Below are 21,282 nucleotides of genomic sequence, written 5' to 3' on the forward strand. Positions count from 1 at the left end.
ATTTAATGCAGAATAATAAAAATCTATAAAATGAATACTTCATTTTTTCCTTTTTTATGAAAGTAAATATTTGATAATTGATACCCTAATGACTTTTACAGTTAAATATAATATAAAAAAATAAAATTAATATCTATACTTTTTATAAAATTAAGATTCATATACAATTTTAAATGAAAATGTTATATTATAAAAAAAAGATTATTAGAGGCATTGCATATGAAAAACTATTCTAAACTTGATATTTTAGCGGATAAAAAAGCCCTTTGTGTAGATGATGATGAGGGTATTTTAAAAGAGATAAAAGAGACATTAGATCTTTTCTTTTTAGAAGTCATGGGTGTTAATAATGGAGAAAAAGCTTTAGATGAAGTAAAACAAAATAATTATGATGTTTTATTTTTTGATATATCAATGCCAAATATGGATGGCTTGGAAGCTATAAAGCATATACGTAAAACAAATAAAAAAATACCAATTATAATAATATCTGCTCATACAGATCAAGCGTACTTATGGCGAGCAGTTGATTTGAAAATTACAAAATACCTAACAAAACCATTTGTTAGAAAAGATTTGTTTAAAGTTTTAGAAGAAGCAGCTTTAGAATTAGTTGATTACAATCCTAGCATAAGATTAAGAGATGAAATTATATATAACTATTATACAAAGCAATTAGAAAATAAAAATGAGCATATAGCTTTATCTAAAAGTGAAAGTAGATTGCTTGAGTATTTTCTAAAAAATATCAATCAAGTAATAACTTATGATTTAATCCTTGATTATATGTGGGATTTCGATAAGCCCAGTAAAGAAGCTATAAAAGCAATTGTTAAAGAGTTAAGAAAAAAAATAGGAAATGATTTAATAAAAAATGTTTATGGATTAGGATACAAGTGTGAAATTTAATTTTAGATTTATTATAAGTGTTTTTATTTTTTTATATGCTGTTATTACATTAGTGTTTTTCAATTTTTATAAAGAACTAGCTATTAAAGATACTAAAAAAGAGGCTAATTCAATGTTAAATAATATGAATGCAATTAGAACATATATTGAAGAAGTTCAAAGACCAATGATTTATAATCTAATGAAAGATAGAGATACTTTTGATAATTATTTTAATTCTAAAATATTATCATCAACTTATATATCTCAATATATTTATGAAAAACAACTAGAAAAAAAAGAGCTAAAGTATAGATATAAATTGGTTGCTACAAATCCATTAAATCCTATACATAAAGCAAATAAATTTGAAACAAAAATATTAGAAAAATTTAGAAAAAATGAGATAAAAGATTATTTTTCTATTTTAGAAGAAAATGGTAAATCATACTTTTTTATAGCAAAACCAATAGCAAGAAATAAACCTAATTGTTTGATGTGTCATGGAAACCCTCAAGATGCTCCAAAAAGATTATTAGCTCAATATGGAAATCATAGTGGTTTTTTTGAAAGGGTTGGAGATTTAAGAGCAATGATATATTTAAAAATAGCAATTGTAGATATTATTTCTTATCACAAAAGCTCTTTTATTACTGGTGGTATTGCTATGTTTATTGTTTTTATTTTATTTATAATATTGATTTATATTATTTACAATAAAGATAAAAAATTAGAAGATAGAAAAGAGTTGCTTTTTGAACATCAAAATAGACTTGCAGTTATGGGAAGTATGATAGGAAATATTTCTCATCAATGGAAACAACCTCTTTCTCATCTATCCTCAATATTGATTAATATGGAACTCTTAAGTGAAAGAAAAAAATTAACAAATGACAAAGTAATTTCAAAAGTAAATGATGCAAATACTCAAATTACATTTATGTCAAATACAATTAATGATTTTAAAGATTTCTTTTCTCCTAAAGACAATAATAACTCATTTAAGATTTTAGAAATAGTAAACCAATCTATTAGACTACTTCAAGCCTCTTTAGATAGATATAATATAAAAGTAGAAATAGATATTCAAAATGATTTTACATTTGTTGGTTCTAAAAATGAGTTTGTTCAAGTATTTGTTAATATTATAAATAATGCAAAAGATGCTTTTATTACAAATGAGATTAAAAATAGGGTAATTAGTATAAAATCATTTAAATATTTTGATAAAACAGTTATATCAATACAAAATAATGCAGGAAAAATAAACTCTTTAGTTTTTGATAAAATTTTTAAACCATATTTCTCTACAAAAGATTTAAGTGTTGCTACTGGAATTGGTCTATATATTTGTAAAGTTATTGTTGAAAGATATAAAGGAACAATTCAAGCTAAAAATCTAGAAAATGGTGTAATTTTTGAAATAACTTTTAAATCTTAAATCTATTTTATAAATAAAAATTAATTAATTTAATAAAATTTAAATCTACTATAATCCCATAAAACTGGCTTTTTTATTATTTAACTAAATATTTTCTTTTTATTCTCCCTTTTCTCACCCTCTTTGTTGTTACTATTTCGATTGGTATACGAAGTATAAGTTTTAAAATATCTTAAAATTTATTATTAGTATATCAACAAAAAAAAGGAGAAGTAATGAGAAGTATAAATAAAAGACTGTTTGTTTGTTTGTTTATATGTATTGGCATTATGGTTAATATTGCATTTGCATCTAGTCATAACAACAACTCACCTCAAATGAGTAAAGATGCACAAAAAATCATTGCTGAAAACGAGGGTACCAAAGATACTCGAGGTGTTATCACACTAAGAGACTATGTTATCCAAGAAAAAGCAAGATATGACTGGATTTTTAAACATCATCCAATTTTTACAACGTATTTACCTAATGGTAAAGTTGTTGGGAAGTTGAATGTTGTTGATAGAGGTGAAGAATTTGTACATGCAGGTCATGGTAATGATTTTCAAAAATATAGTAAAAGAAAAGGTATTACTTCTACTATGTATAGATTACCTTCTACTGATCCGTTAGTATTTCCTAACAAATTTGTAGGTCCAGAAAAGTGTGGAGAGTGTCATGCTGCACAATATGAGAAATGGAGCAGATCAAGACACTCTTCAACTATTCGTTTCCCAGGAGAACACCCTGAAGTAAATAATGAATTAAATAAATCAGTTTTTGGTAAAGATACTGCTTCTATCTTACCAAAAGGAATTACTCCTGATTCTATCTATTGTACCGTAGGTCATCTTAGAACAAAAATGGGATATTTTGATGCTTGGTTATTAAGAGGAACTTATCATGTTGTTGGTGGTTTATTAAAAGATGGAACAGGTACAGTTGTTGCTGGTTCAAACCAATTCCAAAGAACTTGGGCAAATGATTTGACACCTGAAGTTGCTAAAAAAATTAGAAAATTTATTCCTAATTTTCCTGTAACATTAGAAGAACATGGTGAAAACTCAGGTTATGTTAGAGGTTTGGCTTCGTATGCTGCAAGATATAAAAAAGGTATGGCTATTCAAGCTGCATCATCTTACTGTCAAGTATGTCACCCTTGGCAATTTGATTATAAAACAGAAAAAGAATTTTATGCTGATTTAGGTAATGCTAAATCTTTACAAAAACATACTATTTCAAAAGGTATTTCATGTGAAGAGTGCCATGGTGCTGGCGGACATTTAAAAGGTGGAGAAGGACTTAGAACTTCTAACTGTGAAAGATGTCACCAAAGATTTAGCTTTAGACCATTTTTGGCTGAAAAATTTAGAAACTCTAAAGATCCAAACTTAAAAGCAAGAGCTGCTGAACTTGGATTAACTTCAAAATTTAAATCAGCTGGTCCTGGTTGTGGTACTGAAGGTTCTCAATCTTACTTTACTGCACACTATGAAGCAGGTATGAGATGTACAACTTGTCATGACCCTCATGATGTAAGTGGTTATGTTGTTACAACTACTGCAAAAAAAGGTGGTGTATATGAAGATACTGGTGATTATTTAAGTTCATTCTATACAAAACCTGCAATTAGAAAATCATGTGCAAGCTGTCACAAAGAAGCTGCAAAAATAGTTAAAAATACAAAAGATACTCACAGCAAAGTAAGTTGTGCTAGTTGTCATATGCCTTATTTAATGAGTTGTGAAAACTTCTATGCAATTCAATATCAAGATCATGCTGGTTTTGATACACAAAGAAGATCACATATTTGGAAAATCAATGTAAGTCCTGATAAAAAAACTCTTAATCCACCTCCAGGTCAACCAAGAGTTCAAACAGTACCTAAAAAATACAAAGATTGGTATATTGCTAAAAATGACGAAGGTCACAACTATATTGACTTAATGTGGGCTTGTGGTAAAACTTCATGGGCAGATAAAGATATGATTGATAATAAAGGTTGTCATAGTATCGTTCAATCTAAATTGAAAAAAACATTACACTTTAAAGACCAAAGTAGAATTTATGATGAGGTTATAGGTTGGCAAAAACCAATCAAAAAAATCTATTCAGAAGTTACTGTTGCTATTAAAGGAATCTATGAAATGCTTGAAGTAACAAAATTAAGTGTTGAAGATAGATCAAGAGTTAATGAATTAATTGAAAAAGCTCAAGATGCTATGGACTTAATCAAAAAAGATGGTTCATGGGGAGTTCATGGATTTAAATATACAAAAAGAAGAGCACAAGCTGCACAAGCATATATTCAAGAAGCTCAAAATATTTTATCAAAAGCTTCTAAATAGTATTTGAATCAAAAAAAGGGTTACACTTTTGTGTAATCCTTATTTAAAAAGGTAAGGATTAATTAATGAACTTAACAAAAATAAAATTAAGTTATGTTGTTCCACTTATTTTAAGTATTGCAGTACAAGGTTTTTCAACAGAGTTAAAAACTGATATTCAAAAGCAATCTTATAGTTTAGGAGCATCTACTGGTAATTATATAAATAACCAAATTTATGGGCAGCTTCAATTAGGAGCAAAAGTTGATGTGGCATTAGTTGTAAAAGGTTTTGAAGATGCTTTAAAACAAAAATTACAAATTAGTGAATCAGAAGTTATTGATAATCTAAATAAAAGAGCAGAACTTTTAAATAAAGCACAAAAAGTGAAGATAAAAAAACTGCAAGAGACAAATGCAAAAAAAGAAAAAGAGTTTCTTAGTAAAAATGCAAAAAAATCGACAGTTAAAGTTACAAAATCAGGATTACAATATGAAGTGATAAAAGATACAAAAACTAAAGGTGTAAAACCTGAAAGTATTGTAATTATGAATTATAAGGCATCTTTAATTGATGGATATGTTTTTGATGATACATATGCTAGAAAAGCACCAGCTCATTTATCTATGATTAATTTAATTGATGGGTTAAAAGAGGGTTTGATGCTAATGCATACAGGTTCAAAATATAAGTTTTATATTCCAAGTAAGTTAGCATACAAAGATGTTCAAATGCGAGATATTCCACCTAACTCAACTTTAGTTTTTGAGATTGAATTACTAAAAGTTTTAAAACCAGGTGAAATGAAAGCAGTAAGTAATTTAGATATGTCAGGTCATGGTACTACAAAACAAGGAAATCAAGTTTCTAAATAAGAAAAGAGGATACGCTGATGAGTAGTAGTAAAGAGAATAATAGAAGAAATTTTATTAAAGGTATAGGATTAGGTTCTTTATTTCTTGGAAGTGTACAGTATGGGCTTAATGCAAATACAAACAAAGAGAACAAAAAACCTCACTATGCAATGATATATGACCAAAATAAATGTGTTGGATGTAGTGATTGTGAAATTGCTTGTCAAGAGATAAATTTAGTTCCTAAAAATCAACATAGATTATATGTAGAAGATCAGACAAAACCTGATGATTTACAACATAAAAAATATATGAGAGTATCTTGTCAACAATGTGTTGATTCTCCATGTACCGAAGTTTGTCCCACTGGTGCATGTCATAAAGATTCAATAACAGATATTGTTACAATGGATATAGATAAATGTATAGGTTGTAAATATTGTATTGTCGCTTGTCCTTATGATGTTAGATTTATAAATGAAAGAACAAATGCAGCAGAAAATTGTAATTTTTGTTTGAACACAAATTTTGCAAAAGGTAAAGATCCAGCATGTGTTGAGTCATGTAAATATGATGCTTTAGTATTTGGTGATTTAAATGATGAAACAGCATATATAAATAAAATTTTGGATGTTAAAGATGCAGTTAGGTTAAAACCAGGATTTGGAACAAAACCAAGTCTTAGATATATACCTAAACTTAAAACAGGAGTTTATGATGAATGAATTAATCACTTATAGCTCAGGTTTTACTGAAGAAATAGGTTGGGAATGGCCAATATCAGTATATTTACTTTTAGCTGGTATTTCAGGTGGAGCTATTATTGTAGCTTTATTGATTAGATTTTATAAAAACCAAACAGAAAATACTGCTGTATATAAATCTGCTTCTTTAGTGGCTTTTGTAACTATTTTATTGGGAATGGTTTGTTTAGTTGGTGATTTGACAAGACCTTTAAATTTTTGGCAAATCTTAATAAATTATAATTTTAATTCAGTAATGTCAATTGGTGTAGCTGCACTTATGATTTATATCCCTTTGACTTTTGTTGCAGTTGTTTTTGCTTTTGCAGATTTTGTAAAAGAGAAATTTTCTTTTTTGGCAAAAATAGTTGATTTATTATTGAATTTTAGAGTTATTTTAGAAGGAGTTTTATTTCTATTTGGAGTTGTGATTTGTGCTTATACAGGTTTCTTAATATCTGTTTTAGTACGTTTTCCCTTGCTAAATACATCAATTTTACCAGCACTTTTTGTAATTTCAGGATTATCAGCTGGAACAGCTGCTCTTTGCATTATGGCAAAAAGAGTTTTTAATGAAAATGTTCACTCAAGTGATATGAAAATTTTACATAAAATTGAGTGGCCAATTATGGCTATTGAGATACTTTTTTTAGCAATGTTATATATCTCTCTTGCAACAGGAAATGAAGCAGGAAAAATTGCATTAGCTGCATTTCATGAAGGTTCATGGTCTACTGTTTTTTGGGTAGGAATAGTTTGTATAGGTTTTTTATTACCAATTATTTTAAACTTTTCCAAAAAAGAACAAGAGAATTCAAATAGCATATTTTATATCTCTGCAATGTGTAGTATTGTAGGAGTTTTATGTTTACGGCTATTTATTATTTATGCAGGTCAAACTTTTAGTGTGTAGGTAAATACAATTTTTGTTTAGGGGTTATTATGTATATTTTTAAAAAAGTGTTTCTTTCATATAAATTTATTATATTAATGTTGATTTTATTAGCTTTAGGTGCAGCAGTTGCTACATTTATTGAAAATGATTATGATGCACAAACAGCAAAAGTTTTAGTTTATAATGCACTTTGGTATGAAGTTGTTATGGTTTTATTAACTATATCTTTAGTTGGAATAATCATTAAACAAAAAATGTATAAAAAAATGGGTGCTTTTTTGTTTCATTTAGGATTTGTATTTGTTTTAATAGGAGCAGGAGTTACTAGATATTTTGGATATGAAGGAGTAATTCATATAAGAGAAAATATGAGTGAAAATAGAGTGATTTCTGAAAAGTCTTATTTTCAAATAGAAGTTGAAAATAAAATATTTGAGCATCCATTAGCCCTTGGTAAAATAGGTGACAATAGTTTTAAATATATACATAAAATAGATGATAAAGATTTGGTTGTTGAATATAAAGATTATAAATATAAAAAAACAACAAATGTAGAAAATCTTTTTGTTACAGTAAGTTATGATAATAAAAAACAAGATTTACAAATAAATGGAGGACACGGTAATTTAGAGCCACCAGCTATTTTTTCAGTAGATGGAAAAGATATAAAACTATCTTGGGGTTCAAAGATAATAAAACTTCCATTTTCTATAAAATTAAGAGATTTTCAAATACAAAGATATCCAGGTTCAAAAAGTGCATCATCATATGCTAGTGAAGTTACTTTATTAGATAATGATACAAATTTTGATTATAGAATTTTTATGAATAATCCTTTAACATATAAAGGATTTAAGTTTTTCCAATCTTCTTATGATAGAGATGAAATGGGAACAATTCTTTCAGTAAATAAAGACCCAGGAAAATGGCCAACATATTTTGCTTATTTTCTTTTATCTTTAGGATTTGTATTGAACTTTTTTACTAAAAGAAGTAGATTTGAAAGACTTAGAGTTTTTTTAATAAAAAATAATCTATGTATTATTTTGCCAATTTTATTTTTATTTAATACCTATGCAAATGCACAAACAAATGATTATTTAGATAATTTTAGAAAAAATACAAAAGAACACTCAAAATCTTTTGCTGAAATTTATGTTCAAGATTTTAATGGGCGTGTAAAACCAATGGGTACAGAAGCAATTGATGTTTTACATAAAATATCATCAAAAGATTCAATGTATAATCTTTCTGCAACTCAAATAATGCTTGGAATATTTAGCGACCCAAAACAGTGGGAAAATATAGAATTAATCAAAATAAAAAATAGCAAAATAAAAGATATTCTAAAACTTAAAAAAGATAAAAAATATATCTCTTTCTCTTTTGTATTTGATAAATATGGGAAATATAAATTAAATAAATATATAGATGAAGCAAATGAAAAAATGCCTTCAAAAAGAGGTACTTTTGATAAAGATTTGATAAAACTTGATGAGAGATTAAATATCTACTATTTAGCTTCAATTGGTATATTTTATAAAATAATTCCAAACTCTTTTGATAATTCAAAAAAATGGTTTAGTCCTCAAGAAGCAATAAATGAATATTGGTTGGATGATTCTATTAGAAGTACATTATTTAAATATAAAAGTGCTTTATCAAAAGGAATTATAAATAATGACTGGAAAGAAGCAAATGAAGCTTTAGACATATTAAAAATAAATCAAAGAGAGATTGATTCAGATATATTACCTTCAACTTATCAAACAAAAGTAGAATTATTATCTAATAAATTAAAAATATTTCCAAACTTGATGGGATTTTACTTTTTAGTTGGTTTTGTAGCTTTACTTTTTGCAATAGTATCAATTTTTTCAAAAAAAGATTTTCCAAAAATCAAAAAAGTATTTTTTCTTTTATTATTTTTAGGGTTTGTTTTTCATACTTTGGGATTAGCGATGAGATGGTATGTTTCAGGTCATGCACCTTGGAGTGATACTTATGAATCTTTAGTTTATGTTGGATGGTCATCAATTTTAGCAGGTTTAGTTATATTTCGTAAATCTTTGTTATCTTTAGCTTCATCTTCAATTTTAGGTGCAATTATTATGTTAGTTGCACATCTAAATTTTATTAGTCCACAAATTACACCTTTGGTTCCTGTTTTAAAATCTTATTGGCTAAGTATACATGTATCTGTAATCACTGCAAGTTATGGTTTTTTAGGTTTTGGTGCAATTTTGGCATTTCTTGCTTTAATTTTGATGATACTTAAATCAAAAAATAATGAAGAAGATATAAATCAACAAATAAGACAATTAGCTGCAATTACAGAAATGAGTTTGATTATAGGAATTTCACTTTTAACAGTAGGAAATTTTGTTGGTGGAGTTTGGGCAAATGAGAGTTGGGGACGATATTGGGGTTGGGATCCTAAAGAGACATGGTCTTTTATCTCAATTGTTGTTTATACGATTGTATTACATTTAAGATTTATTCCTAAAATGAATAGTATTTATATATTTCTTGTGTCATCAGTTGTTGCATTTTCTTCAATAATTATGACATATTTTGGAGTAAATTTTTATCTATCAGGAATGCACTCTTATGCATCAGGAGATAAAGTTCCCGTGCCAACTTTTGTATATTATGTAATTGTTATAGTTCTTGTTGTAATTGTATGTGCATTTTTTAAAAAAGATGTAAAAGTTATAAAATAAAGAAGATATTATGAATAAATCAATGCAGTTATTAAGTTTTTATACCTCTTCTAAATTGATACAAAACTCTATGAATGAGTGTATGACTTTGGAGTATGCAAACAAAGAGATAACATATGAATTTGATAGAAATAAAAAATATTTTTTATATATGCATATTCCATTTTGTGAAGAGTTTTGTAGTTTTTGTACTTTTCATAAATTTAAGTATAAAAAAGATGATTGTAGTGCTTATTTTAAGAACTTAAGAATTGAATTATTAAAGTTAAAAGAGAAAGGTTTTAATTTTGATACTTTATATATTGGTGGAGGAACGCCTCTAATTGATAAAGTTGAGTTACTAAATACAATAGAGTATGCAAAAATGCTTTTTGATATAAAAGAGGTATCTTGTGAAACTACACCAAATCATATTAATATAGATATATTAAAAAACTTCAATGGTTTGATAAATAGATTATCAATTGGTGTTCAAACATTTGATAATGAAATATTAAAAAAGACTTCTAGATTTGAAAAATATGGTTCATCTTCTCAACTTCAAAATAAAATTTCAAAAGTTGTAGATGTTTTCCCTACTATTAGTTTAGATTTGATTTTTAATTTTCCAACACAAACAGAAGAGATGTTATTAAATGATTTGAAAATAGCTAAAAATTTGGGTGCAAAACAGATAATAACTTATCCTTTGATGAAATCAAAACTAAGAAATATAGATATTTTTTCTCAATTTAAACTATTAAAAAATAGTCGTGAGTATCAATTATATCTATTAATAAAAAATGAAATGTCAACTTTTTACCAAAATAATGCATGGGCATTTTCAAAAAATAGATTTAATCTAAAAGATGAATATATTGCTGAAAACAATGAGTATGTTGGTGTGGGAAGTGGTGCATTTACTCATATAAATAGACAACTTTTTGTAAATGCATATGATTTAAATGAGTATTCTAATTTACTAAAAAATAATTCAAATACAATAATTGCATATTCTAAAAAATTTAGACTAAAAAAATATTTGCAGTATCAATTTTTAGTACATTTATTTAATGGAAAAGTTGATATTGAAAAATTTAATAATAAGTTTAATACAGCAGTTGAAAAAAGTCTAAATGTTGAGTTGTTATTGTTGAAATTTATTGATGCAATTAATATTACAAAAAGTGAAATTATTCCTACACCTTTTGGAGAATATTTAAGTGTAGTAATGATGAAAGAGTTTTATATGGGAATGGATGAAATAAGAGCACAATTAAAAAAAACAATAAAATCTTAGGAGTGAAGTTATGAAAAAGTTATTACTATATTTATTATTATCAACAATGTTTGTTTATGCTAATACTATTGATACAGCTGATAGTTTTTATTCAAAAGCCCAATATAAAAAAGCATTTGAATCTTATCAAAAAGCTTGTCAAAACAAAAGTAGTGAGGGGTGCTATAAAGTTGGTTTTATGTATGAAAATAAACAGAGAGTAAAACAAGATTTTAAAAAAGCATTTGAGTTTTATGATAAAGCTTGTACTTTAGGAAATGAAAGAGCTTGCTATAAAGTTGGAGTTTGTTATGACAAAGGTGGAATATTAAAACTTAAAACAGATTATAAAAAAGCTGAGAAATATTATTCAAAATCTTGTAAAAAAGGCTTTGCTCTTGCTTGTTACAATTTAGGTTCTGTTTACCAATACTATTTAGAGCCTAAAAAAAATGCACAAAAAAGTTTAGCTATGTATAAAGCTGCATGTGAAAAAAGCTTTTTATTAGGTTGTTATAAAGTGGGGAATATTTTAAATAAACAAAAAGATACAAAAGGTGCTGCAACTTGGTATAAAAAAGGATGTGATAAAGAAGATACAGAATCATGCTTTAGATTAGTAGATATTTATATTAAAGATATCGCAACTACAAATCCTGATGGATATAAAAAACTACTAAAAGTTTATAAAGAAAGATGTGATAAAGAAGATACGGTAATGTGCTATAAACTTGCAGTTTTACATGCAACGGGAAGAGGAACAAGACAAAACTATATAAAAGCAAAACAGATTTATGAAAGAGGTTGCAATCTTGGAGATAATGCAAGTTGTTTAGAGTATTTGATGTTAGATGATATGGGATTTTAAAGGATAAATTATGAAGAAGTATTTAATTTTATTTTCTGTTTTATTTTCTGTTTTACAAGCAGGATATATAAAAGAGAGTGTGGAAGCTCACAAAAAAGGTGACCACAAAAAAGTTGCATCTATTTATGAAAATGCTTGTATTAAAGATAACAAAGCTTCAGCTTGTTATAACTTGGGCATATTATATATGGGTTCAAAAGGAATAAAAAAAGATACAAAGAAAGCTATAAAATATTATGAAATGGCTTGTAATAAAAACTTTGTTTCAGCTTGCTATAACTTGGGTGTTATTTATATGAATGCTAAAGATGTAAAAAAAGATATTAAAAAATCAATAACTTTATATGAAAAAGCTTGTAAGCAAAATCATGCAGCAAGTTGTAATAACCTTGGAAGAATATATGATAGTGCAAACGGTGTAAAAGAAGATACAAAAAAAGCATTCTCTTTTTATAAAAAGTCTTGTAATAGTTATGATGAATTAGGATGTAGTAATTTAGCTTTTATGTATGAAAGTACAAGAGGTACATCACAAAATTATAACGTGGCAATACAATTATATACAAAAGCGTGTAAAGCAGGTGTATCTATTGCTTGTGAAAATTTAGGTAATATGTATGAAAATAAAAAAGGTGTAAAACAAGATTTTAAAAAGGCTGCTTCTTTATATGAAAAAGCGTGTAAAAGTAAAAATGGATTAAAAGGATGCAACAATCTTGCAGTTCTTCACATAAAAGGATTAGGTGTAAAACAAGACTTTATAAAAGCAAAAGATTTATTTAAAAAATCTTGTGACAAAGGATTGAAACTAGCTTGTGATAATTATAAATTATTAGAAAATTATAAGGCAGAAAAATGAAAAAATATTTACTACTTCTTACAATATTTTCTTGCTTGATTTTTGCAAAGAGTTTTCAATCTATAAAGAAAGATGAAGGTACTTTTATAAATGAAGGAAGTAATAAATACTATTGTAGTTCTTGTGCTATGAGTTTACCAAAACATTATAAAACAAACTATATTTACAACAATAGACAATATTGCTCTATTCATTGTTTGTATGAACAAACAAAAGGTAAATTTGATAGTGAAATAAAAGTAGTAGATACAAATAGTTTAAAATTTATTGATGCTAAAAAAGCTTTCTTTGTAATAGGAAGTAATAAGCCAGCAACAATGAGTTTTCATAGTAAATATGCTTTTAAACAAAAAAAAGATGCTTTGGATTTTATAAGTAAAAATGGTGGAAATTTAGTTGAATTTGAAGATTTGATAGTTGTAGTTAGAAATGATTTTTTAAAAGACTTATCTATGTTAGATACAAAAAAGAAAAAGAAAGTTTATAAAGTAGGAAAAAAACTTTATGAATCTAATTGTAATAAAATAAGTATAGAAAATATCAAAACTATAACTGATTTAAAAACTAAACTTAAAGAATTTTGCAAAGTGAATAAAGATAAACAGTTACAAGCAATGACTGTTTATTTATGGGATACAAAGAAGTTAGATAAAACAATTAGAAAAATAGAAAGTATAGATGTACCAAAAGATGCAAAATGTGTGATTTGTGGAATGTTTGTACATAAATATCCAAAATGGACAACAATGCTAGAGTACAAACAAAAACATTACTATTTTGATGGGCCAAAAGATATGTTGAAATTTGTATTTCAAAAAGGCAAAAATAATATTGGTGAAATTTATGTGAGTGATTATTTTACAACAAAAAAGATTGATGCAAGAAAAGCATTTTATGTTATGGGTTCTGATGTTTATGGTCCAATGGGGAAAGAGTTAGTTGCCTTTGAATCAGACCAAGCTGCATATAATTTTAAAAATGACCACTTTGGAAAAAAAGTTATGTTCTTTAGTGAAATAACTGATGAGGTATTAGAGTATTTAAAATGAGTTTTATTTATAAAGTGAGTTTAATCATCTTTGTATTGTTTATTATTTCTTTTATAGATTATAAAAGTTTTGATTTTGAAAAAAGATTTAATAATCTAAAAGAATACTCTTCTAAAATATATGTAAGAGATACTTTTATATTTAAATCAAAAGATTATAAAGAGTTTGTTTATGTTAAGTAGAAATTTTATTGATTACTCAATTAAGCTTTTGTTGAAAGATAAAACAGAATATTTTTTTAGTTTTATAATATTTACTTTTATTGTATTTATTTTAAGTACTGTTTTGTTTATATCTGATTCTATTAAGTATGATTTATTATCTACTTTAGGAAATCAAGACCAAATAATAGTTACAAATACGAAATCAGGGAAATACTTTCCTCTAAATGAAAACCATATAAATACAATATTGCAATTAGATGGAGTTGAAAATGTTCAAGGGAAAGTTGATGGTTATTATAATTTTTCTCAAAGTTCTAGACTTATTCATTTAATTGCAGATGATTCACTAAGTGATGATGAAATTATAGTATCAAAAGATATAAAACTGTTGTTTAAAATATTTCATTATGATAAAGAATTTAACTTTTTAACACTTGATGGAACTTTAACAAAAAAAATAAAAAGTGTGATTGCTTCAAATATCTTGTCAAGTAATACAATCTTTGCAAATAGTGATGTCTCAAGAGAAATTTTGCAAATGAATGATGAACAATACTCTTATCTTAGTGTTTATGTTCCAAATGATAATGAAGTAGAGTTTTTAGCAAGAAAAATAATGGATATTTTTCCAAATACAATAGCAATAAGTAAAACTCAACTTCAATCATATTATCGACAGATTTTTTATTATAAAGGTGGAATCTTTATGATTTTGTATATTGTTGCAATGTTGACATTTTTTATATTATTAAAAAATCAAGTATCTTCAGTATTAACAGAGCAAAAAAAACAAATAGCAATTTTGAGAAGTATTGGCTTTTCAATTAAAGATATTATCTCTTTAAAATTTATACAAAATAGTGTAATTGCTTTAAGCTCTTATTTTATTGGAGTTTTGACTTCTTATATTTTTGTTTTTATATTTGATGCACCTATAGTAAAAAATATTTTTTTAGGTGAACAAATGGAAAATATAATTTTTACACCAACTGTTGATTTTAGAATGCATTTTTTGATTTTTTTATTTACAATAATTCCTTTTTTAGCATTTATTATTATTCCTTCATGGAAAGTTGCTATTGAAGATATAAGTGAGATAATGAAATGACAAAAATAACTAATTTATATAAAATATATAATGAAAATAAACAAAATGAATTTACTGCTTTAAATAATATCAATTTAGAGATACAAGAGGCTCAAACTATAATTATAAGAGGGAAAAGTGGAAGTGGTAAAAGCACTTTATTATCAATTATTGCAGGACTTTGTAAACCAACAAGTGGTGATATTATAATTGAAAATGAAAATATTGCAAAATTACCTGATATTAATATTTCTAATTTTAGAAATGAAAAAATAGGCTTTATTTTTCAATCATTTAACTTAATTTCTGGATTAAATACTTTTGAAAATGTTATGGCTCCTTTGGTATTAAAAAAAATAGATAAAAATCAACTTGAAAAGCAAGTTACACAAGCTCTAAAAATTGCAAATATAGAACATAAAAAAGAGCAAAAAGTAGAAAACTTAAGTGGAGGAGAGAAACAAAGATGTGCAATTGCAAGAGCACTTGTGATGAATCCCTCAATTATTTTAGCAGATGAACCAACTGCAAATTTAGATAAATCAAACTCATTGATTTTTATAGAAATGTTAAAGAAATTTAAAGAGCTTAAAAAAACTGTTATTGTTGCAACACATGATTCTTTATTTGATAATCTTGAGTTTGTTGATAGATATATAGATATAAAAGATGCAAAGATAGAGTAATGAATATATTTTTACTAAATGATATTATTGTATTTATTTTTATTGAAGTAATATTAGTAATATTGATGCTAATTAGTGAATATTCAGTAATCAAAATATTAAAAAATTGGAATTTTAGTATTACTACTTCTTTGCAGTACTCTTTAGAAAAAAGAAACTATTTAGTAAATACCATAATTAATTTTACAATTATTTGTAAGATAATACTCTTTTTCTTTTTTATAAAGTCATTATCTGAACTATCAAATGTAGTTCCTGGAGCTATGTGTATAGCTGGTGTAATTGGTGCAAATGATTATGGTGAAGTTTTGTTATTACTCAAAATATTTATAGTTTTTATGTTGGGAATATGGTTAATTGTTAATCGCCTTGATATAAAATCAAAAAAATTTATATATATAAAACCTAAATACTTTTTTTTCAATTTCATTTTATTTCTTATTCTCTTTGAGATATTTTTTGAAGTATTATATTTTGTAAATGTTCCTTTAAAAGTTCCTGTTTTTTGCTGTTCAACTCTATTTAAAGCTGATACTTTACCTTTTGGATTAACACAATCTAATCTTGCAATAACTTTTTATATAATCTTTAGTTTTACATTAATATTTTCATATTTGAAAAAAATTGTATTAAGCTTTCTTATTAATATCCTTTTTTTATTTATATCATATTTTTCAGTAACATATTTTTTTAGTATTTATATTTATATTTTGCCTAATCATCAATGTCCATTTTGTATTTTACAAAAAGAGTATTTTTATGTTGGATATTTTATTTGGATAAGTTTGTTTCTTGGAGTTTTCTTTGGTATATCTTCTTATATTATTGAGTCTTTAATAAATAAAAAAATAACTAATTTATTTAAATATTCAATATTATTTAATACTATATTTGTACTAATTTGTACATATTTTGTAGTGATTTATTATATTAAAAATGGAGTATTTTTATGAGAAGAGTTTTACCATATATTTTTTTAATTATTATCTCTTTATTTTTATATAATTACTCAAAAGATACAAGAGAAGATATAAAAGTAGAGCATAATTATATGCAAGATGCACCATATAGAGTTGTATTAGAAACATATAAAAATAGATATATTTGTAATGATTGTGATATGATGATTAAAAGATATCTAAACTCTGCTCAAGTTATTTATAATCATAATGTATATTTTTTTGATGATGTTGGATGTATGATAAGATGGCTTGATAGACAAAATTTTAAAAATAAAGCCAAAATGTATGTGTATTCAACTGATACAGGTGCTTATATTGATGCAAAGCTTGCTTGGTATATAAGAGATGCAAATACACCTTTAGGCTATGGATTTGGAGCTTATGAAACTTCAATTGGTGCAATAACAAGTGCGATGACAAGATCTACAATAGAAGAACAAATAGGTAACTTTAAAATCAAAAGAGAAACAAAACAAATTTATGAGTTTGAGGAAATTAAACAGTTTGCTTTAAGAGGTGAAACTTTACTAAATCCTATGATAAAAAGAGAGTTATTAAAAAAAAGATAAAATAGTCAAAAACCTATTGTTAGAATGCCTAGGAGTGTTAGAAATTCTCGTATAATAAATAGTTGGAAATATGATACTATATTTTCATAGAGTTCATAAAGATAATATATCGGTAAAAAATTCTAAGCAATTAATAAAAATAATTATTGATTAGCTTGTGACACCGTTAAATAGTTATATTTTAAATTTGAGTGGCAAAAAGTAAAATAAAAAACCACCAACAATAAATATGCTTTTTAGCATACTTATTTACTCAAACAGTTACAAGCCTTTTCCAAAAAGAGAAAACAAACGCTCAGCTTCTGTAGATGTTGGAATAAAAAACAATAAAGCTGTTTTATTTTTGTAAATTTATATATGATAGTTTAAACTCTCTTCTTCCCAAACTTTGATAAAGCTGTAAGGTAGCTTTGCCTTCATCAACTTGTCTTACTTTTTACAACTAAAAAGTAAGAAAGCTAAAAGGTATGATATTAATCTTGCATATTGCCATATTTTTTTACTTACTAAATAAATCTTAATATAATAATACAAATTTATATTATGGAGTTAAAATGAATGAAAAACCAAAATTTGGCTTTGTTGTTGAGTATGTAAAAGATATAAATATAGCAAAAAAATTTTATGTTGAAACTATGAATCTTGATATTCAAAGAGAACATCCAAATTACATACAGTTTGATACTTTTGCTATTACTACAGATGAACCAATGGGTGCAGAAACAAAACAAGAAATATATTGGCTTGTAAATGATATAGATAATGTGTTTAATTTTCTTTCACAAAAAGCTGAAATTTGTCTAGCAATACAAGAAGTTCCTTTTGGAAAAGTATTTGGAGTAAGAGATCCAGATGGTTTTCCATGCTATATTCTTGAATTAGCAACTAAGCGACCTAGTAAAAAAATATTATAAATTGTTTAGAGAACATTTGTTCTTTAAACAATATCTAAATCTTAACTCTTCATTTTTGTAAATTTATATATGATAGCTCAAACTCTCTTCTTCCCAGACTTTGATGAAGCTGGAAGTTATATATTTATTTTGGTAAAGCCCGAAACTGTTTGAGCGTAAAAAAGAGTGCTAAATGCACTCTTTAGCGAGTTTTACAGGGCAAAAATAAATATATAACTGTAAGGTAGCTTTGCCTTCATCAACTTGTCTGGTTGCTTTTTTTCTTACTTTTTACAACTAAAAAGTAAGAAAACGAAGAAGAAATTCTTCAAGAGAAAAATATAGATTACTTATCACATTTCACTCATCGCTACTTTTATACCTAAAGCAATTAATATCACTCCTATTACTTTATCAAATATCTTTCCAAAAGAGTTAAAAAAACCTCTTACTTTTTTCCCTGTTAAAACAAATGATAAAAAACCAAACCATAAAAAAGTAGATATTACAAAAAAGATTGCATAAGAACCTTGGATATATAAAGGAGTATTTATATCCACAATAACAGTAAATAAAGATAAGAAAAATAGTGTTGCTTTTGGATTTAGTGCATTTGTAAAAAATCCTATACTAAATGCTTTAAATTTTGTTATCTCTTTTTGTGTTTTACCTTTTTCAAACTTGTCTAGTTTAAAAGAGTTTGATTTTAAAGCTTTAATTCCTAAGTATATTAAATATAAAGCTGCTAAGTATTTTATAATAGTATAAATAATTATAGACTTTGAAATAATCAAACCTATTCCTAATACTGTATAACTTACATGTACCAAAATTCCTATACTAATTCCAAAGCTAGTCCATAAAGATTTTTCTCTTCCATGGGTAATACTTTGTTTTAATATAATTGCAAAATCAGGTCCAGGAGACATAAGTGCTATTATATGTGCAACTGCTATTAATAAAAATTGGTCTAAATATTGCATTAATTTCTTCTTTGTCCTTGTTTTGGAGCACTAACTTGTCTTTGTAAATCTATAGATAGATTATTGAAAAACAGTTCTCCATAATCAGTAGTTCTATTTATATTTTCATAAGCTTGAGCTAAAGAATTGTTGTATTTTAAAGCATCTTGTAAAATCTTAATAATTTTAACTGATTCTAAAAAGTTTACATGACTTGGCGCTTCAATTGGTGAAGAGTAATATCTATGCATTCTTTCTACTAAGTTTTTATTTCTAATTTCAATAAAAACTGATTCAATTGGTGATTTAAAAAATAAGATTTTTTGTTTTACATTTATAGAGATATATGTAGTTTCCATTCCATAAATTTTTCTTGAAAATGAGTCAAAAAGAAACAATTTTTTATTATAGTTATTGTTAAAAAGTTCATAAATCAATTCTAATATTTTTATTTTTTCTTCTTTTGTAAAGAAATTACCAATTTCAGCATAACAAAAACTAAGTATTGATTTGATTGAATACCACTCAGTTGTATCATAATCATATCTAAGCATTTGATCAATTCTATTTTGTTTGAGCTCTTCTATGTTTTTATCTGTTCTTGTTCTATATACTCTTTGAACTGCTGTATCTCTATACATAGGTCCAGGAAATTGTCCTTGGATTACAAATCTTCTATTTTTTTCGATATCCATTATATATTTTAATCTACCTTGATAATCTTCATCTATTATTCGAACCTCTTTTTGTGGTATTTGAGTAATTGATTTTAAAAATTCTTCATCCATACAGCCATCTTCCCATATATAATCAGGGTACCTAAAAAGAGAACAGATTTTTTTCTTTACTTCATCATTTGGTTCAACGTCTGTTAATCCATCAACCCAAGATGTTACAGTTCTTCTATCTTTTTGAATTAATGATGAAAATTTTGATATACTTAAATGAGATCTTTTATATATTTCAATAATTTTTTCTATTCCTGTTTTATATGACATACTAAAATCCTTAAACAATTTTTATCACATATTGTACTACTTTTAAACATAAAAACAAATTTTGTACATAATATACTATTACGCAAGAAAGTTGAGTTTTGCTATACAATAATTATACAATCTTTTGTTTATTGAATGGTGTATAATGGTTTTATAAATTTAATATGAAGGAACTTTTATTATGAGCGCAGGGAAAAAATTTAGAGAAGCACTTAAGGAAGAAACTCCTTTACAAATTGTAGGAACAATTAATGCTTACCAAGCTTTACAAGCTACAAAAGTAGGATTTAAAGCTATTTATTTATCAGGTGGTGGAATTGCAAATGCATCATATGGTTTACCAGATTTAGGTATGACAATGATTGAGGATGTATGTATTGATATTAGAAGAGTAACATCAATTTGTGATACTCCATTAATTGTTGATGCAGATACTGGTTGGGGACATGCTTTTAATGTTGCAAGAACTGTTAAAGAGTTCATTAGAGCTGGAGCTGCTGGACTTCATATAGAAGATCAAGTTGCTGCTAAAAGATGTGGACATAGACCAAATAAAGAGTTAGTTTCAATAGAAGAGATGTGCGATAGAATAAGAGCTGCTGTGGATGCTAAAAAAGATTTAGATCCTGATTTTTATATTATTGCAAGAACTGATGCTCATGCAAGTGAAGGTCAAGAAGCTGCAATAACTAGAGCAAAAGCTTATGTTGAAGCTGGAGCTGATGCAATATTTGCAGAAGCAATTCACACTTTAAAAGAGTATAAAGAGTTTACTAGCGCTATTGATATTCCTGTATTAGCAAATATTACAGAATTTGGTGCAACTCCAATGTTTACAACTGATGAGTTAGGTTCAGTTGGTATTGATATGGTACTTTATCCATTATCAGCATTTAGAGCTATGAATAAAGCTGCGTTAAATGTATATCAAGAACTAAGAGAAAAAGGGACACAAGAAAGTGTTCTTGATACAATGCAAACAAGAATGGAACTTTATGATATGTTAGGTTACCACGAGTATGAACAAAAAATGGATGAACTTTTTGCAAAAAGCAAATCAAACTAAAATAAATTAAA

Annotated in this window: 20 protein-coding genes; 18 read left to right on the top strand and 2 right to left on the bottom strand. The window is 26.0% G+C overall.

The window, feature by feature from the left end; all coding sequences use genetic code 11:
- Window positions 1-219 precede the first annotated feature (219 nt).
- From ACTCCZ_RS05090 to ACTCCZ_RS05170, 17 genes are all read left to right on the top strand, one after another.
- The gene (locus tag ACTCCZ_RS05090) at window positions 220-909 is read left to right on the top strand and encodes a response regulator transcription factor (RefSeq protein ID WP_079577955.1); all 690 of its coding nucleotides are present in this window, start codon (window positions 220-222) and stop codon (window positions 907-909) included.
- Entirely contained in the window at window positions 899-2,329 is a 1,431-nt protein-coding gene (locus ACTCCZ_RS05095; RefSeq protein ID WP_079577956.1) for an ATP-binding protein, read from the top strand. The genes ACTCCZ_RS05090 and ACTCCZ_RS05095 overlap by 11 nt, the downstream gene beginning before the upstream one ends.
- 215 nt (window positions 2,330-2,544) lie before the next feature.
- Window positions 2,545-4,656, top strand: a complete 2,112-nt coding sequence (locus ACTCCZ_RS05100; RefSeq protein WP_079577957.1) for a multiheme c-type cytochrome — start codon at window positions 2,545-2,547, stop codon at window positions 4,654-4,656.
- Between the two features lie 65 nt (window positions 4,657-4,721).
- Window positions 4,722-5,510, top strand: a complete 789-nt coding sequence (locus ACTCCZ_RS05105; protein WP_079577958.1) for an FKBP-type peptidyl-prolyl cis-trans isomerase — start codon at window positions 4,722-4,724, stop codon at window positions 5,508-5,510.
- A 17-nt stretch (window positions 5,511-5,527) separates the two neighbouring features.
- On the top strand, window positions 5,528-6,214 hold the full coding sequence (locus ACTCCZ_RS05110) for a 4Fe-4S dicluster domain-containing protein (RefSeq protein ID WP_079577959.1): 687 nt from the start codon (window positions 5,528-5,530) through the stop codon (window positions 6,212-6,214).
- Window positions 6,207-7,145 carry an NrfD/PsrC family molybdoenzyme membrane anchor subunit gene (gene nrfD / locus ACTCCZ_RS05115; RefSeq protein WP_079577960.1) on the top strand — a complete coding sequence of 313 codons (939 nt, stop codon included), beginning with the start codon at window positions 6,207-6,209 and terminating at the stop codon, window positions 7,143-7,145. Before ACTCCZ_RS05110 ends, nrfD begins: the two co-directional genes overlap by 8 nt.
- A 29-nt stretch (window positions 7,146-7,174) precedes the next feature.
- Window positions 7,175-9,850, top strand: a complete 2,676-nt coding sequence (locus ACTCCZ_RS05120) for a cytochrome c biogenesis protein CcsA (protein ID WP_079577961.1) — start codon at window positions 7,175-7,177, stop codon at window positions 9,848-9,850.
- 10 nt (window positions 9,851-9,860) lie between these two features.
- The gene (locus tag ACTCCZ_RS05125) at window positions 9,861-11,129 is read left to right on the top strand and encodes a coproporphyrinogen III oxidase family protein (RefSeq protein WP_079577962.1); all 1,269 of its coding nucleotides are present in this window, start codon (window positions 9,861-9,863) and stop codon (window positions 11,127-11,129) included.
- Between the two features lie 10 nt (window positions 11,130-11,139).
- Window positions 11,140-11,976, top strand: a complete 837-nt coding sequence (locus tag ACTCCZ_RS05130) for a tetratricopeptide repeat protein (protein WP_079577963.1) — start codon at window positions 11,140-11,142, stop codon at window positions 11,974-11,976.
- A 10-nt stretch (window positions 11,977-11,986) separates the two neighbouring features.
- Window positions 11,987-12,835 carry an SEL1-like repeat protein gene (locus ACTCCZ_RS05135; protein WP_079577964.1) on the top strand — a complete coding sequence of 283 codons (849 nt, stop codon included), beginning with the start codon at window positions 11,987-11,989 and terminating at the stop codon, window positions 12,833-12,835.
- Entirely contained in the window at window positions 12,832-13,884 is a 1,053-nt protein-coding gene (locus ACTCCZ_RS05140) for a nitrous oxide reductase accessory protein NosL (protein WP_079577965.1), read from the top strand. Before ACTCCZ_RS05135 ends, ACTCCZ_RS05140 begins: the two co-directional genes overlap by 4 nt.
- Window positions 13,881-14,066, top strand: coding sequence for a hypothetical protein (locus ACTCCZ_RS05145; protein WP_079577966.1), 186 nt, complete (start codon window positions 13,881-13,883; stop codon window positions 14,064-14,066). Before ACTCCZ_RS05140 ends, ACTCCZ_RS05145 begins: the two co-directional genes overlap by 4 nt.
- Window positions 14,056-15,156, top strand: coding sequence for an ABC transporter permease (locus ACTCCZ_RS05150; RefSeq protein ID WP_079577967.1), 1,101 nt, complete (start codon window positions 14,056-14,058; stop codon window positions 15,154-15,156). The genes ACTCCZ_RS05145 and ACTCCZ_RS05150 overlap by 11 nt, the downstream gene beginning before the upstream one ends.
- Window positions 15,153-15,821, top strand: a complete 669-nt coding sequence (locus ACTCCZ_RS05155) for an ABC transporter ATP-binding protein (protein WP_079577968.1) — start codon at window positions 15,153-15,155, stop codon at window positions 15,819-15,821. The genes ACTCCZ_RS05150 and ACTCCZ_RS05155 overlap by 4 nt, the downstream gene beginning before the upstream one ends.
- Window positions 15,821-16,774 (top strand): hypothetical protein, encoded by a 954-nt coding sequence (locus ACTCCZ_RS05160; protein ID WP_079577969.1) that lies wholly within the window; start codon window positions 15,821-15,823, stop codon window positions 16,772-16,774. The genes ACTCCZ_RS05155 and ACTCCZ_RS05160 overlap by 1 nt, the downstream gene beginning before the upstream one ends.
- Window positions 16,771-17,352, top strand: coding sequence for a nitrous oxide reductase accessory protein NosL (locus tag ACTCCZ_RS05165; RefSeq protein ID WP_079577970.1), 582 nt, complete (start codon window positions 16,771-16,773; stop codon window positions 17,350-17,352). The genes ACTCCZ_RS05160 and ACTCCZ_RS05165 overlap by 4 nt, the downstream gene beginning before the upstream one ends.
- 554 nt (window positions 17,353-17,906) lie before the next feature.
- Window positions 17,907-18,266 carry a VOC family protein gene (locus ACTCCZ_RS05170; RefSeq protein WP_079577971.1) on the top strand — a complete coding sequence of 120 codons (360 nt, stop codon included), beginning with the start codon at window positions 17,907-17,909 and terminating at the stop codon, window positions 18,264-18,266.
- A 332-nt stretch (window positions 18,267-18,598) separates the two neighbouring features.
- Here ACTCCZ_RS05170 and ACTCCZ_RS05175 read toward each other — a convergent pair whose 3' ends face one another.
- A complete protein-coding gene (locus ACTCCZ_RS05175) occupies window positions 18,599-19,228 on the bottom strand; it encodes a LysE family translocator (protein ID WP_079577972.1) in 630 nt (209 codons plus the stop codon).
- A complete protein-coding gene (locus ACTCCZ_RS05180) occupies window positions 19,228-20,205 on the bottom strand; it encodes a hypothetical protein (RefSeq protein ID WP_079577973.1) in 978 nt (325 codons plus the stop codon). Before ACTCCZ_RS05180 ends, ACTCCZ_RS05175 begins: the two co-directional genes overlap by 1 nt.
- A 181-nt stretch (window positions 20,206-20,386) precedes the next feature.
- Between ACTCCZ_RS05180 and prpB the strand changes: the two genes are divergently transcribed.
- A complete protein-coding gene (prpB, locus tag ACTCCZ_RS05185) occupies window positions 20,387-21,271 on the top strand; it encodes a methylisocitrate lyase (protein WP_079577974.1) in 885 nt (294 codons plus the stop codon).
- Window positions 21,272-21,282 lie beyond the last annotated feature (11 nt).

This window comes from Malaciobacter sp. (genome assembly GCF_055140965.1).